General features: G+C 68.2%; 17 protein-coding genes. 9 read left to right on the top strand and 8 right to left on the bottom strand.

The annotated features are described in order from the left end of the window. The first annotated feature begins 3 nt into the window (after positions 1–3). From cobT to ACQ4L4_RS16305, 3 genes are all read left to right on the top strand, one after another. Positions 4–1,047, top strand: coding sequence for a nicotinate-nucleotide--dimethylbenzimidazole phosphoribosyltransferase (gene cobT / locus ACQ4L4_RS16295; protein WP_431099977.1), 1,044 nt, complete (start codon positions 4–6; stop codon positions 1,045–1,047). A 70-nt stretch (positions 1,048–1,117) separates the two neighbouring features. Then, on the top strand, positions 1,118–1,504 hold the full coding sequence (locus ACQ4L4_RS16300) for a DUF4440 domain-containing protein (RefSeq protein WP_431099978.1): 387 nt from the start codon (positions 1,118–1,120) through the stop codon (positions 1,502–1,504). Positions 1,505–1,708: 204 nt separating this feature from the next. Further along, complete coding sequence (locus ACQ4L4_RS16305) at positions 1,709–2,278, top strand: hypothetical protein (protein WP_431099979.1); 570 nt, start codon at positions 1,709–1,711, stop codon at positions 2,276–2,278. A 22-nt stretch (positions 2,279–2,300) separates the two neighbouring features. On the opposite strand, the gene ACQ4L4_RS16310 is transcribed toward ACQ4L4_RS16305, so the two are convergent. Further along, positions 2,301–3,221 (bottom strand): ADP-ribosylglycohydrolase family protein, encoded by a 921-nt coding sequence (locus ACQ4L4_RS16310; RefSeq protein ID WP_431099980.1) that lies wholly within the window; start codon positions 3,219–3,221, stop codon positions 2,301–2,303. 1 nt (position 3,222) lies between these two features. Then, positions 3,223–3,975 (bottom strand): NUDIX hydrolase, encoded by a 753-nt coding sequence (locus tag ACQ4L4_RS16315; protein WP_431099981.1) that lies wholly within the window; start codon positions 3,973–3,975, stop codon positions 3,223–3,225. A gap of 150 nt (positions 3,976–4,125) precedes the next feature. Between ACQ4L4_RS16315 and ACQ4L4_RS16320 the strand changes: the two genes are divergently transcribed. Both ACQ4L4_RS16320 and ACQ4L4_RS16325 read left to right on the top strand, forming a co-directional pair. After that, complete coding sequence (locus ACQ4L4_RS16320) at positions 4,126–4,683, top strand: RNA 2'-phosphotransferase (RefSeq protein WP_431099982.1); 558 nt, start codon at positions 4,126–4,128, stop codon at positions 4,681–4,683. After that, positions 4,680–5,237 carry a hypothetical protein gene (locus ACQ4L4_RS16325; protein WP_431099983.1) on the top strand — a complete coding sequence of 186 codons (558 nt, stop codon included), beginning with the start codon at positions 4,680–4,682 and terminating at the stop codon, positions 5,235–5,237. The genes ACQ4L4_RS16320 and ACQ4L4_RS16325 overlap by 4 nt, the downstream gene beginning before the upstream one ends. Before the next feature lie 22 nt (positions 5,238–5,259). Here the strand turns inward: ACQ4L4_RS16325 and ACQ4L4_RS16330 are convergent, their stop codons facing one another. The 4 genes from ACQ4L4_RS16330 to ACQ4L4_RS16345 form a co-directional block, all read right to left on the bottom strand. After that, complete coding sequence (locus tag ACQ4L4_RS16330; protein ID WP_431099984.1) at positions 5,260–5,589, bottom strand: hypothetical protein; 330 nt, start codon at positions 5,587–5,589, stop codon at positions 5,260–5,262. Between the two features lie 18 nt (positions 5,590–5,607). Beyond that, positions 5,608–6,933 carry a hypothetical protein gene (locus ACQ4L4_RS16335; RefSeq protein ID WP_431099985.1) on the bottom strand — a complete coding sequence of 442 codons (1,326 nt, stop codon included), beginning with the start codon at positions 6,931–6,933 and terminating at the stop codon, positions 5,608–5,610. 211 nt (positions 6,934–7,144) lie between these two features. Continuing rightward, on the bottom strand, positions 7,145–8,062 hold the full coding sequence (locus ACQ4L4_RS16340) for an amino acid ABC transporter substrate-binding protein (RefSeq protein ID WP_431099986.1): 918 nt from the start codon (positions 8,060–8,062) through the stop codon (positions 7,145–7,147). Positions 8,063–8,212: 150 nt separating this feature from the next. Then, complete coding sequence (locus ACQ4L4_RS16345) at positions 8,213–9,544, bottom strand: MFS transporter (protein ID WP_431099987.1); 1,332 nt, start codon at positions 9,542–9,544, stop codon at positions 8,213–8,215. 236 nt (positions 9,545–9,780) lie between these two features. Here ACQ4L4_RS16345 and ACQ4L4_RS16350 point away from each other — a divergent pair, with 236 nt between their 5' ends. The 4 genes from ACQ4L4_RS16350 to ACQ4L4_RS16365 all read left to right on the top strand — a co-directional run bounded on the left by ACQ4L4_RS16350 (position 9,781) and on the right by ACQ4L4_RS16365 (position 13,272). After that, the gene (locus tag ACQ4L4_RS16350) at positions 9,781–10,803 is read left to right on the top strand and encodes a diguanylate cyclase domain-containing protein (protein WP_431099989.1); all 1,023 of its coding nucleotides are present in this window, start codon (positions 9,781–9,783) and stop codon (positions 10,801–10,803) included. Between the two features lie 130 nt (positions 10,804–10,933). After that, positions 10,934–11,884, top strand: coding sequence for a DUF3369 domain-containing protein (locus ACQ4L4_RS16355; RefSeq protein ID WP_431099991.1), 951 nt, complete (start codon positions 10,934–10,936; stop codon positions 11,882–11,884). A 39-nt stretch (positions 11,885–11,923) separates the two neighbouring features. Then, positions 11,924–12,718, top strand: coding sequence for an adenosylcobinamide-GDP ribazoletransferase (locus ACQ4L4_RS16360; protein WP_431099992.1), 795 nt, complete (start codon positions 11,924–11,926; stop codon positions 12,716–12,718). Between the two features lie 14 nt (positions 12,719–12,732). Beyond that, positions 12,733–13,272: a histidine phosphatase family protein gene (locus ACQ4L4_RS16365; RefSeq protein WP_431099994.1), complete on the top strand. Its 540-nt coding sequence runs from the start codon at positions 12,733–12,735 to the stop codon at positions 13,270–13,272. Positions 13,273–13,287: 15 nt separating this feature from the next. Here ACQ4L4_RS16365 and ACQ4L4_RS16370 read toward each other — a convergent pair whose 3' ends face one another. Both ACQ4L4_RS16370 and ACQ4L4_RS16375 read right to left on the bottom strand, forming a co-directional pair. Next, entirely contained in the window at positions 13,288–14,091 is an 804-nt protein-coding gene (locus ACQ4L4_RS16370; protein WP_431099995.1) for a hypothetical protein, read from the bottom strand. Continuing rightward, a complete protein-coding gene (locus ACQ4L4_RS16375) occupies positions 14,060–14,563 on the bottom strand; it encodes a Panacea domain-containing protein (protein ID WP_431099996.1) in 504 nt (167 codons plus the stop codon). The genes ACQ4L4_RS16370 and ACQ4L4_RS16375 overlap by 32 nt, the downstream gene beginning before the upstream one ends. Between the last annotated feature and the right edge of the window lie 102 nt (positions 14,564–14,665).

A 14,665-nucleotide genomic window follows, 5' to 3' on the forward strand; every position in this document is an offset into this window, starting at 1 on the left:
CCCATGACCAAGCAAGACCTGATTCCCTCGATCCCCTCGTTGCACGATGCGGCGCTGGCGTCGGCGCTTCAGCACCGCATCGACCGCAAGACCAAGCCGCTGGGTTCGTTGGGCCGGCTGGAGGGCCTGATGATGCGTCTGGGGCTGATCCTGGGCACCGAGCAACCCAAGCTGGTGGACCCGCAGATGATGGTCTTCGCGGCCGACCACGGGCTGGCGGCGCACGGCGTGTCGGCCTTCCCGTCGGACGTGACCTGGCAGATGGTGGAGAACTTCCTGGCCGGCGGCGCGGCGGTCTCCGTGCTGGCGCGCCAGCACGGGCTGCAGTTGAGCGTCGTCGACGCCGGCGTGCGCCACAGCTTCGAGCCGCGCCCGGGCCTGCTGATCGCGAAGATCGCGATGGGCAGTCGCGACATGCTGGAGGGCCCGGCGATGACGGTCGACGAGTGCGCGACCGCCATCGCCGCCGGCAAGACGCTGCTGCAGAAGCGGCCGGGCAATGCGCTGCTGCTGGGCGAGATGGGCATCGGCAACACCTCGTCGGCGGCGCTGCTGCTGTCGCGTCTGGGCGGATTCGCGCTGGCCGACTGCGTGGGTCGCGGCACCGGCCTGGACGACGCGCAGCTGCGTCACAAGCTGGGCGTGCTGGCGCGCGTGCTGGAGAAGCATCCGCGCGCGATCGAGCCGCTGGCGGCGCTGGCCGCGCTGGGCGGGCTGGAGATCGCGATGATGGTCGGCGCGGTGCTGCAGGCGGCGCTGGAACGCCGGGTGATCGTCGTCGACGGCTTCATCACCGGCGCGGCGGTGCTGGTGGCCGCGAGGCTGCAACCGGCGGTGCTGGAGCGCTGCATCTTCGCGCACCGCTCCAACGAGCAGGGCCACCGCCTGATGCTGGACACGCTGCAGGCGCAGCCGCTGCTGGACCTGGGCCTGCGCCTGGGCGAAGGCTCCGGCGCGGCGCTGGCCTGGCCGCTGCTGGAATCGGCCTGCCGCGTGCTGGGCGAGATGGCGAACTTCGATTCGGCGGGCGTGAGCGACAAGACCTGACCCCGCTTCCGCGAGCGGTCAGGCGGGCAGCCGACGCTATGCTCGCGGCTCCACAAGGATTCGAACCGCCATGTCCAACACCGAGCGCTCGTTGCTCGACACGCTCCGCGCGCTGGAGGTCGAGCTCCACCACCCCGGCGTGCGCTGCAGCGCCGAGCGGCTGTCGCAGCTGCTGCATCCGGACTTCCACGAGGTCGGCCGCTCCGGCCGCCAGTACGACCGCGAGACCATCATCCGCTGGCTTGCCGACGACCACGAGCCGCCGAAGGTCGTGCCGGACGAGTTCCGCATCGCGCCGCTCGCCCCCGACGCGGCGTTGCTGACCTACCGTTCGGCGCATCGGCAGGAAGACGGTTCGCTGGTTCATCACACGCTGCGGTCTTCGCTCTGGCTGAAGACGGCGGAGGGGTGGCAGATGCGATATCACCAGGGGACGCCGGCGGCACAAGCCTGGTGAAGCGCACCGCCACCACGCACGTCGTGGTGCACGCGCGCACGATCCGCGTGCGACGCCGGGTCAGGGGACATGGGCGCGGAAGTGGCCGAAGGTCACGTCCCGGGAAGGCCGATGGGCGCTAGATTCGCGGCGGCTCCGCTGCTGTCCAGAGCGGCGGGGTTGGCCGGGTCCAGCCGGTCGTTGTACCGACTCCCCGCTCCTCCCATGATCGATCCCACCGACTTCGCCGCGCCCTTCGGCGACCTGCCCGTTCCCGAGTCCCTGCTCGCGCTGCTGCGCTTCCAGAATGACGTCGGCGATGGCAACTACTCCGCCGCGCTGACGCTCACCGACGACGACCACGACGGCCTGCGATACGGCTGGTCGGAGGATCCCGCCTTCCTGTCCCGGCTGATCCCGTTCGCGCGGGCGACCGCGTCGGGATCGTTCTATGCGCTGTGGAATCCGGACCCGTCGCAAGCGCCGATGCCGGACCGATGGCCGGTGGTGGCCTTCGGCGACGAAGGCGGCGAATGGATCGTCGCGCGCGATGTGCGCGAGTTGCTGCGCGTCAGCAGCTGCGACGCGGAGCCGCGCATCGACTTCGACCGCATCCACTACTTCCGCAGCGAGCACCACTACCGCAAGAGCGAGGGGCTCGACGCCTACATCGACTGGCTGCGGGCGCAGCTGCAGCTGGCGCCGGTCGACGATCCGGAGGCGATCCTCGAGGCCGCTCAGCGCGAGTGGCAGGACGAATTCGAACGGTGGCTCCAGCCGTTCCTGCAAGGATGAGGCCGCGCGCGGCGGCCTGCGTTCAGCCCGGAACCGTCGTCAGCAGCGCCTCGGCCAGGCGCTCGATCTCGCCGCGCATCGCGAGCCGTTCCAGCCATCGCGCGGGAATCGCCGATGCGCCGTAATGTGCGCCTGCCAGTTGCCCCGCGATCGCAGCGACCGTGTCGGCATCGCCCCCGAGATTGGCGGCAGTCAGGATCGTTGCCTCGAAGGAGGACGATCGCGCGAAGCACCACATCGCCGCTTCGAGCGAGTCGATGCAATAGCCGGAACTTCTGATCTGGTCGACGGTCTTGTCGCGCAGCGACGGATCGGCGGCCATGCGGACCGTCGGACTCAGGTGCGCGTCCCGCGGCGAGGCCCACAACGAGGCCTTCGCGTCGCCGTCGATGGCGCGTGCCAGCAGGTCCGCGAACAGCTCGCACGCGTCGACCGCCTCGATGGCGGCATGGGTGGTCATCGAGCTCAAACGGGCGTTCCGCCGCAACGCCGCGCGGTCCGACAGGAAATGCAGCGCCACCGGCGCGAGCCGCATCAACGAGCCGTTGCCGGCGCTGCGTGGATCGGTGTCGCCCGCGTACGGATCGCCCGAGACCTGGTAGCGCTGCAAGGCCTTGGCGGTGGTGAGGCCGATGTCGAAGCATTCACCGGTGCTGCTCAGGTAACCCCATTGCCACCAGTTGACGTAGCGGTTCATCTGATCGACCGGATCGAATCCGTCGCGATGGACCAGGCTGGTCGCAAGGCACAGCGCCATCGACGTGTCATCCGTCCATTGCCCGGCGGCGAGCGAGAAAGGGCCGCCGCCCACCATGTCGGTGACCGGCGCGAAGCTGCCGCGCGCCTCGAACTCCACGGTGGTGCCGACAGCGTCGCCGCAGGCCAGCCCCAGCAAGGCCCCGAGCGCCCGATCGCGGCGAAGCGCTTGTGTCGATGTCGTCATCTCACTCCCCCTGTCGCGGACTGAAGGTCCGCGGGAACACCACCGCGCTCTTGCGGTCCCGCAGGCGATAGCCCATCGCGGCGCGCTTGGCGTCGCCGGCCATCGGTCCGGCCTCCTCCAGGAATCCGGCCGCGAGCATCCGCGTCCGGAATCCGCTCTTGTCGACCGGCCGGCCCAGCACGACCTCGTACATCCGCTGCAACTGCGGCAGCGTGAAGGCCGCGGGCAACAGGAACGCGGGCAGCGAGGTGTACTCCACCTTGCCGCGCAAGCGCTCGACGGCGGTCTTCAGGATCGCCGCGTGATCGAAGGCGAGACGGGGGCGCTTGAGCAGCGTCTCCACCTCGAACCAGCCGACGTCGGCGGCGTTCGCGCCTTTGGCCAGCGTCACGCCGTCGGCGGGCATCAGCGCGAAGTACACATGGGTCGCCGACCATCCGCGCGGATCGCGGTCCCTGCCGCCCCAACTGCCGAGCTGCTCCAGATACGGGCTGGCGACGCCGGTCTTCTCCGACAGCTTGCGCCGTGCGCAGGCCTCCAGATCGCGGTCGCGATCAACGTCCACGAAACCGCCCGGCAGCGCCCAGCGGCCGGGGAACGGCTCCTCGTCCTTCGAGGGACGTTGCACCAGCAGGACGCGCAGCTGGTCCTCGAGCACCGAGAAGATCACCACGTCGACCGTCGTGAACGGCAGCGGGAAGGGAGGGATCGCCGCCGCGGGCTGTGGTTTCCGGCGCGAAGCATCGGTCGTCATCGTCGTTCTCACTTGATCGGGTCGGCGGAGAGTTGTATTGTGCAACCTTCGATGAGTTGCACTATACAACTCGTTCGACGAACAAGCGGAAATCACGACAACGACAACCGCAACGACAACAACAACAATCCGATGGAAGGGAGAGATGGGATGAACACCATCAACGACAAGACACTGACCTCGCTGAGCAAGCTGCTCAGCCTGACGCTGCGGCACAAGCCGGAGACACTGGGCCTCACGCTGGACGAGAACGGCTGGGTGGCGGTCGATGCGCTGATCGCCGGCGCCCGCGCCGCGGGCAAGCGGATGGATCTCGCGCTTTTGCGCGAGATCGTCGAGACCAACAACAAGCAGCGCTTCGCCTTCAGCGAGGATGGCCTGCGCATCCGCGCGAACCAGGGGCACTCGGTCGAGGTGGCGCTCGACCTGTCTCCGGTGACGCCGCCCGAGACGCTGCTGCACGGGACGGCGACGCGCTTCCTGGACGCCATCCTCGCCGAGGGGCTCGACAAGCGGCAACGCCACCACGTGCACCTCAGCGAGAACGCGGACACGGCGCGCCAGGTCGGCTCACGCTACGGCAAGGTCGTGCTGCTGGAAGTCGACGCCGGCCGGATGCACCGGGACGGTCATCAGTTCTTCAGGACGGAGAACGGGGTCTGGTTGACGGATGCCGTGCCGCCCGGCTATTTGAAGGTGATGCCATGACGTCCCCTACCGTCACGCTCTTCCGGCCGACCGGCCCGCGGGAGCTGGCGCTGGTGGCGCAATCGGGCTACCGCCGGTGGCCGCCGCGCCTCCCGGATCAGCCGATCTTCTTCCCGGTCACCAACGAGCAGTACGCCGTCGAGATCGCGCGAGACTGGAACGTGCCCGCCAGCGGCGAAGGCTTCGTCACGCGCTTCGAGAGGAATTGCCGCTACTGGTACTCGCAGGCCGATTGCTGCTTGTTCCAGCGGCCACCATTGTCCAAGCAGGAGTCAATTTTGAGTTGCCCGTACAGCCAGAACCCAATCAAAGCGACGAGCACAACAACCACCACTGCAATGACTTTCCGCTTCATCTTCGAGCCCCTCCGCGGGCGATTCTGCCGACCTTGGCGCGCCTCTCCCTGTGAGCATTTGCATCTGCGGCTCTTCGGCCGACGTCAAGTCCCTGTCACCCGGAGCCAGGTCTTGCCTTATGGTGCGCGCCACCGCACGACGGCCTCGAACGATGGAAACTCCGCACGGCCCGCGTCGGTGGCTAGTGTGAGGAGGTAGTACTGGACGCCTTGCGCGGGCGTCACTTCCAGTTGGAGGTCGAGGACACGCGGACGCCTCGGAACGAAGAGATCCTCGCGAGGAACACCGTCGCGATCGACGAGCCTTGAATGAGCTGGATCGCGAACAGCTCGATGTCGATGCGCGCCTGGAGCGAGATCCGGTCCGCTGCACGATGCATCCCGAGCGCCGCCAGCAGGCGCTTCCTTCGCGCCCGCCAGCTCGCTCGGGCCAGCGTGCAGTCGATGGCGAGCCGGAAGTGCTTGCCCTGCTCATCCGCGAATGGGCCCAGGGACCGCAGCCACCGATCCGGTTCGGTCGAAGGCAGTCCCGCGAAGACGTCGTCGCTCATCGGCGGCCTACTTCCGGCCTACTTCGAGTAGCCCATGTCCTTGATGAACACGGCCCGCTGCTTCTCCCCGTTGAACGCGAAGAGCACCCGTTCCTGCTCGCCGTTCTCGCGCTCGACGACCATGGCCCAGCGGTCGAGGCGATAGCGGCCCGCAAAGTCCGCGCCATTGCGTCGCTGGCGCTGCGCGCCGCCCGCCCCCGCGCCCACGGCGCTGACCGACGACGTCGTCGCGCTGCCGCCGCGCGAGTAGGTGTTGGTCGCGATCCCCGCCACGCCGTTCGCCGCAGCCATGGCGCCGGTGCCGAAGACCGACTTGCCGGTCTGCTCGAAGCTGCCGTCCGAATCGAAATGGAAGCGGTTCTGCGAGCTGCCGCCGCCCAGGATCGAGTACCAGGAGTGCGTGTACGTGCCGTCGATCCGCTGCCCCGCCGCGGCCGGCGTCGCGGGCGTGCCGCTGATCGTGCGCCAGTCCTTGTCGTCGTGGTCCTTGATCTGCCAGTCGCCGCCGCTGCGGCGCCACTGGATCACGCGCTCCGGCTTGAAGCGACGCGCCGCCGCCATGTCGAACTCGTCCGGCGGAAGATCGAGGTTGCGATAACCGGTGCCGTCCTTCAGCAGCAGGTGCAGGTTCTCGACCAGGCTCTCGCCGCTGGGCTGGTACCAGGTCCAGAGCATGAAGGCGATGTCGCGCTCCGCGACGCCCTTGCCCGGCGCGACGTGGATCGCGCGATCGGCAGCTGCGCGGCGTTCCAGCGTGGCCGCCCGCTCGGCGGCTTCCCGTTGGCGACGCTCGTCCCCGGCCAGGGCCTTCAACGCAGGCCACAACTCGTTCGACTTCGAGGACAGCGTCTTCAATCCACCGCCGTAGCGCTGCAGCAGCGCCTCGTCCTGCGACATCGCGATGCGCATCCATTCGAGCTGGCCGTTGCGCGACGGTCGCATGTAGATCTGCGTCTCGATCGGCGCGCCGTTCACGGTCGCCACGCAGTTCTGGAGCACCACGCCGGCCTGCAGCATCTGCGGCGGCTTGCACGCCGGCTGACCCGCGGCGCCGAGGCCGCGCATCGGCTCCTTGATGCGCGCGAACGCGGCGAGTCCGTCATCGCGCCCGACCTCCAACGGCGGCGCGACCCAGAGCTGCATCACCTTGCCCGGCGGCAGGTCCGCGGGCTGCAGCAGCAGGCCGTCCTCGTGCACGCGCTGCGTCCAGCCGGGCGGAGCGTCGAACGCGAGCGCGGGCGCTAGCGGCGCCGACAGTGCGACGGCCGCTGCGGCCAGTGCAGCGACGGAGGCCGCATGGCCAAGGATCGATGAACAACGACGGACGACTTCGAGACAACGCATGGTCTTCCTGCAGCAACGGGAAGGGCGCAGTGTCCCGGCGATGCGCGCGAATGCGTCCCCCAAGGGCTAGGGAGTGCGTCCGGACCTCGCGGTTCCAGGTCTTGCCACGCCCCCCCGCCCGCGAGCCCGATCTTTTATGGCGCTCAAATGCAAAGCGGGCCCGCAGGCCCGCTCGTTCACCAGGATCCGGAGGGATCGATCCGATCGACGATCAGATCGAATATCCCAGCAGCATCGCCACGCCGGCTTCCCGGTTCGGACGCTTGAAACCGTCGCGCGTCAGGCGGTTCATCGGGATCGACAACGCCGCGGTCTGGAACCACTTGTTGTAGAGCTGCTCGATCTCGCCGCTGCTGTAGACGCGGCCCAGCGCGCGGTCCACGGCCGCGGCCAGCCTGGCGTCGCCCTTGCGCATCATGATCCCGTAGGGTTCCACCGAGAACGCCATCTGGCCCAGGCTCAGGCTGTCCAGCGCCTTGTCCTTGGACGCCAGGCCCAGCAGCAGCGCATCGTCCTGCGCGAACGCGCGGGCCTTGCCCTCGCGCAGCGCCTTGAAGGCATCGGTGTTGTTGGGGAACTGGACCAGCTGCATCTTGGCCTCGCCGGAGGTGTTCAGCTGCGTGAACAGCTTCTCCGAGGTCGTGCCCTTGGTCAGCGCGATCGTCATGCCGTCCAGGTCCTTGATCGTGTCGACCTTGGCGCCGCTCGGGATCATCACGCGCATGCCCGCGACGAAGATCGTGTAGCTGAAGTCGACCTGCTCCTGACGCGCCTTGGTGTTGGTCGTCGAGCCGCATTCCAGGTCGATGTCGCCCTTCTGCAGCTTCGGGATGCGGTCCGCGCCGGACACGACCACGTAGTTGACCTTCAGCTCGGGCAGCTTCAGTTCCTTCTTGATCTCCTCGACGGCCGCCAGGCACAGGTCGACCGAGTAGCCCTGACCCTGCTTCTGCTCATTGACGAAGGAGAACGGCCGCGACGATTCGCGCACGCCCAGCGTGATCACGCGGGTGTCCTTGATGCGGGCCATCGTGTCGACCGCGGGGCCGGCGGCGGCGGCCGACAGCGACGTCAGCGCGGCGGCGGACAGGACGAGAGCGCCGCTCAGGCGCCGGATCGCGAAGGACATGCTCGAATTCCGGGTTGGTGAAAACCCTGAATTCTAGGGAGCGGATGTTCCGCACTTGTAACCAATGCCCCCCGCTCGGGGGCTCACTCTAGACGGTTCGGCAAGAAGGCCGGCCGATCCGTGACTTCCCTCACGGATCGATGGATGAACTCAGCCGGCCTTCACCGCGGCGGGCACGCCGGCTGCTGGCCGGCCGCGCACGAGCTGGCGCATCAGCAGCGCCGCGACCAGCGTCGACGCGATGACGACATACCCCACGTACGGGAAGTCGTTGACGTGGCCGTCCGGGCCGATGTGCACGATGTGCCCGGCCACCAGCGAGGCCAGACCGCCGGCCAGCTGCTGCAGCGCCGAGTTGATCGCGTTGAACGAGCCGCGCTGCTCCGGCGCGGGCACGCCGGCCAGCGTCACCTGCGCCGGGATCATCCGCGAGAAGATGCCCACGAACATCACCACGTTGACCACGATCAGCACCCACAGCGGCGAGGGGCCGAGGTGCGTGTAGAAGGCCACCGTGGCGATCGTGATGGCGCAGCCCGCGTAGAAGACGGGCATCGCGCCGATGCGGTCGGACAGGCGGCCGATCAGCGGCGAGAACACCAGGGTGCAGATGCCCGTGATCAGGTAGATGATCGGCAGGTGGTCCAGCGGGATGCCGACGTTGTGCACGACGAAGGCGCTGGCGAAGGGCATCAGCATGAAGCCGCCGGTGGTCAGCAGCGCGGTCAGCGCGAAGGCCAGTTGCTGGCGCGGGATGCGCACCGTCTGCAGCAGGTGCCGCGCCGCGCTGTGCTGTCCCGTGCCGCCCGCGCCCAGGTGCGCATTCACCGGCTGCAGCTTGAAGGCGATCACCAGCGCCGCCAGCAGCCCGAACAGGACGATCGCGATGAACGGCGCATGCCAGTCGAAGCGCGACGCCAGGAAGATGGAGAACGGCAGCCCCAGCACCTGGCTGGCCGCGAAACCGCCCTGCAGCAGACCCATCACCCGGCCGCGCTGCGCCGGCGGGAACAGGTCCGCGGCGATCGCCATGACGATCGAGCCGATCACGCCGCCGAACAGCCCGGTGACGATGCGCGCCGCCAGCAGCGAGGGGAAGCTCGTCGCCAGGCCGCACCACAGCGTGCCCAGCAGGAAGCCGCAGAAGAAGAACAGCAGCAGCCGCTTGCGGTCGAAGCGGTCGGCGAAGCCCGCCGTCAGCAGCCCGGCGATGCCGGCGCTGAAGGCATAGGCGGACACGGCCAGGCCGAACTGGCCGGCGCTCATGCTCAGCGCCGGCATGATCATCACGCCCAGCGGCGACATGATCATGAAGTCCAGCACGACGGAGAACTGCAGCAGCGCCATCAGCCCGGCGGCGAGCTTCTGATAGGGCGTGAAGGCCAGCATCGGGGCAGGCGCGCCGGGCTGGGCGCCGGCCGTGTCCGCGGCGGCCACGCCGGCGGGGAGCCCATCGGCTGCGGAGGATTTGTTTTCTGACATGGGGCGCGATTCTGCGCATCCCCCGTATCCGCAGCGTAAAGACATGGCCTCCATCGGGAAATTCCCCGAGGCCATCGGTGCCGCGCCGCAACGTCACCGGAAACAGGGGATGAATCGCGGCGACGCCAGGTCTAGACTGGCGGCACGACGGCAGGTGGTCCCGCGCATCGATGCACGCAGTGCGCGCGCGGAGGAGGCCGGCGTGGGCCAGGGAGCGAGTTCTTTCGGGGCGGTCGATGCCGAGCCGGGAAGCACTACTCCGCATCATCGATATCCACAGCCAGGTCGCCCAGCTCGGGCTGGACCTCGCGGGCGTGATGTCGCTGTCGGTCCACGGCACGCTGGAACTCGTCGACGCCGACGGCGCCGCCATCGAGCTGGCCGAGGGCGATGACCTCGTCTACCGCGCCGTCGCCGGCGCCGCGGGCCATCAGCTCGGCGTGCGCGTGCGACGCGACGGCAGCCTCTCCGGCACCTGCCTGCGCCAGGGCATCCCGCTGATCTGCGACGACGTCGACGCCGACAGCCGCGTCGACATCGAGGCCTGCCGGCGCGTCGGGCTGCGCTCGATGGTCGTGTTGCCGCTGACGCACCAGGGCACGCCGGTCGGCGTGCTCAAGGCCTTCTCGTCCCGCGTGCGCAACTTCGGCAACCGCGAGGTGGAGGTGCTGTCCCTGATGTCCAAGGTGCTGGGCGCCGCGATGTACTGGGCCACGCGCTACGGTCGCGACGACCTGTTCCACCGCGCCACCCACGACGACATGACCGGGCTGGCCAACCGCTCGCTCTTCATGGACCGGCTGCGACACGCCACCGCGGAGGTCGAGCGCGGCGATCCGCCGATCGCCATCGTGCTGCTGGACATGGACGGCCTCAAGCACATCAACGACACGCTCGGCCACGCGGCCGGCGACGCGGCGCTGATCGAGTTCAGCCGCCGGCTCGCGAGCACCACGCGCGAAACGGACACGGTCGCCCGGCTGGGCGGCGACGAGTTCGCGATCCTGCTGACCCACGCGGGATCTCCGACGACGCTGGAGGCGACGCTGCTGCGCATCCACGCGGGGATCGAGGGATCCTTCGCCTACGCCGATCGCGTGCTGCAGCTGCGCGCCAGCATGGGGGCGTCACGCTGTCCGGAGGACTGGCGCGACGCGACGGCGCTGATGGAATGCGCCGACATGCGCATGTACGAGGCCAAGCGCACGCGACAAGGCCGGGACCGCACGGGGCCGATGCCGCTCGAGCCTTCCTGCTGAGATCCCGACGGATTCCCGCCCATGTCGTGCGAGGGTCACACCGGTGGCCGCCGCGGCACGCGGCTCGGTCTTCCCATGTCACCTCCGGTGTTGATAATGGCTCGCAACAAAATCAGCCAGGGAGGAACCGATGACCGACATGGTGTTCGCCGACGAGCTGCCGGATCCCGCAGAGGACACCCGGACGCGCACGCTCGATCCGTGGCTGGTGATGATCGTCGACGACGATCCGGCGGTGCATCAGGTGACCCAGCTGGTCATGGCGGACTTCGAGTTCGCGGGGCGGAAGCTGCAGTTCCTCAGCGCCTACAACGGCGCCGAAGCGCGCGACCTGCTGCGCGACCGCCAGGACATCGCGCTGATCCTGCTCGACGTGGTGATGGAGTCCGAGCACGCCGGGCTCGACGTGGCGCGTTTCGTCCGCGAAGAGCTGCGCAACACCCACGTGCGCATCGTGCTGCGCACCGGGCAGCCGGGCCAGGCGCCCGAGGAACACGTCATCAAGACCTACGACATCAACGACTACAAGGAGAAGACCGAGCTGACCAAGCGCAAGCTGATCACGGTCTTCTACTCGGCGCTGCGGTCGTACCGCGACATCGTGATCCTGTCGCAATCGCGCGCGGCGCTGCGGCGCTCGATCGACGCGATCACGCAGATCCACGACTCGAGCAACCTGCGCCACTTCGCGTCGGCGCTGCTGGAGCAGGTCGGGCACATGCTCGGCTACCAGGCGCAAGGGCTGTGCGCGAGTCGCATGTACGCCGCCTCGCACATGGAGGGCCGGCTGCAGGTGCTGGCGGCGACGTCGGAGTACCAGGGGCTGCTTGCCGACGCCCAGGTCTCGGACCTGCCCGCCGACGTGCGCGAGGCGCTGGACCGCGCGCTGGCGACCCGGCAGAGCAGCTTCGAGGACGGGCGCTTCATCGGGTACTACCGGACGCACTCGGGCAACGAGAGCCTGCTGTACATGGTGCTGTCGGATCCGCTCGACGACGACGGGCGGGAGATGCTCGACATCTTCTGCGCCAATGTCGCGATCGCGTATGAGGGGCTGCTGGAGCGGGATCGGCCGCGCTGAAGCGCCCTATCATCGCGGCCGGTTCCCCGGTCCGCGTCCATGCATCAACTCCGACTCTTCTTCATCGCCCTGCAGTTCTTCACGCGCGTGCCCGTGCCGCGCTGGGTCGGGTTCGAATCCGCCTGGCTGCAGCAGTGCGCGCGCTACTTCCCGCTCGTCGGCGCGGTGGTGGGCGGCATCTCGGCGCTGGTGCTGTGGGGCGCGTTGCAGCTCTTCCCGGCCACGGTCGCCGTGGGTCTCGCGATGGCCGCCAGCATCTGGCTGACCGGCGGGTTCCATGAGGACGGACTGGCCGACAGCTGCGACGCGCTCGGTGGCTCGGTCTCGCGCGAGAAGGCGCTGGCGATCATGAAGGACTCGCGCATCGGCAGCTACGGCGCGCTCGGCCTGATCCTCGTGCTGGGCCTGAAGGCGACGGTGCTGCTGGGACTCGCGGACCTCGATCCGACGCTCGCGATGCTCGCGATCGTGTGGGCGCATGTGGCCTCGCGCGCGGCGCCCGTTTGGCTGCTGCATGCCCTGCCCTACGCCGGCGACGCCGAACACGCCAAGGCCAAGCCGCTGGCGACACAGATCACCGGCCCCGGCCTGATCATCGCGCTGGCGCTGGTCGTCCTCGCAACGATCGCCGGCGCGTGGATCACGCCGGAAAACGTGCCGGAGATGCTGGCCGCCGTGGTGGTGTCCGCGGGGCTGACCTTCTACATGCAGTCGATGCTGGAGCGTCGGCTGCAAGGCTATACCGGCGACACGCTCGGCGCGACGCAGCAGGTGGTGGAGCTGGGCGCGCTGCTGGCGTTCCTGGCGATGGCACCGCTGTTCCCGGCGGACTGAGCGTAAGCCCGAGCATGAGCGCGGACGGCAGCGCCGATATCACTGTCTGGCGGCATCCGCGGCCCGAAGGGGCGACGGGATTGTGCGTCGGCGCGCGTTGCGACCTGCCGGTGGAACGCCGCCGTGCCAAGCGGCTTGCGCGGCGTGTCCAGGCCCACGCCCGCCGGCACCGCCTGCCGCATGAGGTGTGGACCTCACCGCTGCGGCGTTGTGCCGACGTGGGGCGATGGCTGAAACGCTGGGGATGGCGGCATCGCGTCGATGCGGCGCTCGCGGAGATCGACTTCGGCGCGTGGGATGGCCGGCCCTGGGCGGAGATCCCAAAAGACGAGGTCGATGCATGGGTCGCCGACTTCGCTCGCTTTGCACCGGCGGGCGGCGAGTCGCTCACGGCCTTGCTGGAGCGCGCCTCGACATGGTCGCGCGGCGCGCTGGTCGTCAGCCATGGCGGGTGGATGCTGGCGAGGCGGTGGGCGCAGGAGCATCCCGCCGCGCCGCCTCAAGCCGACCAGTGGCCGCGACCGCCAGCCTACTCGGAGCGCTGGGCGCTCTGAGTCCCGGCATCAGCCTCAGCTATCGAGACGTCTCTCCAACACAGCCACGAGGCCGGCTGCAAAGATGTCTCGATAACTGCCGACACGACCTTCGGCAATGAGTTGGTCGGCGTCCTCGATCTCGGTGCCGTCGATGACTGGCATCACGATCGCGCTGCCACGCTGATCGCGGCGCCATTGCAGCGCCGCGGCAAGGTCGGGCTCGCATCCGCAGGCGCGATCCCGGCTCTTCGCCATCACCTGCGTCACTTCATGCCGCAGCGCCGTCACCTCGCAGCCCAAAGGCTTGGACAGCCGGACCTTGTAGTCGTTGTACTTGCTGGGCTGGGCGTTGTGCAGGGGATCGAAAAGCACGATCTGGAAGACCTCATCGGCATCGAAGAATCCGATCAATCGCCCCTCTGCCCTGGAGATCGCGATCTGCAACAAGACAAATTCGCTGCCTGGTCGATGCTGGCCCTCATCGATCCAATCGAAATCCTCCGGGCGGATCGGAATACTCTTGGCTGCCCAATCAATGTCGTGGATACGCAGGGTGCCCTCGCGCAGTGATCGATCGTTCATCACATCGAGGACACGAAGCCCAGAGAGCTCGCTCAGCCGATGAAGAACAGAGACCAGCCAACGCCTGTCGATCTCGGCGGAGTCGAAACCGAAGTACTTGATCTCCCGGAAGAGCCGAAAGCCAAAAGACCACCGAGGATTCGTCGAAGTACGCCTGCGCCGCGTGGACGGATGCGTCGTCTCGGCATTGCCCCCTCGGGCTTCAGATGGTCGGTAGCCGCGTTCAGGCGACCGACAGACGGGCTTGAACTTCATCGGTCTCCTCCATCTGCGCCCGAAAGCACTTGCGCATCTCGTCGTCATCCAGTTCCGCGTCGCAGCGGGCTTCAATGGGCAACCGCCCACGCGCCTTCAGCCAGGGAGAGTCTTCCCTTGACATGCGCATGAGCTGGAACGTCGGATAGATGCCATAGCCATCGAGCACCTTGTCGACGTGATTGCGTTCCGCAGGCGTGAGGCTGCTGGCCGCGAAGCACTCGCGCACATCCTCCATGCCAACACCCGCGTAGAGCGAGCGGCTCGACGCAAACCGGTCGAAGAGCACTCGGCAGATCGGCCCGTGGACCCAAGCCTGGAAGCGCTCGGGGAACAGCGGCCTGTCATGCACCGCCAAGTGCCAGCCCTGAACGTAATAGAGCAACTTGTGAAGCCGATGAACGCTGGGCATCTCGCCCGCCTCGCTCAGCTGCACGATCAAGTAGTCCGCCACATCATGGATGTCCGCCATCACCACCGTCCTTGCGTTGAAGCGATCCCGGCGCAGCGATCGGCATCGGCACGACGCTCACAAGGGTTCCGGAATCAGAAGGCGGTGATCTTGCGCCGAGGC

The organism is Roseateles noduli (genome assembly GCF_050626985.1).
Lineage (GTDB): Bacteria > Pseudomonadota > Gammaproteobacteria > Burkholderiales > Burkholderiaceae_C > Roseateles > Roseateles noduli_A.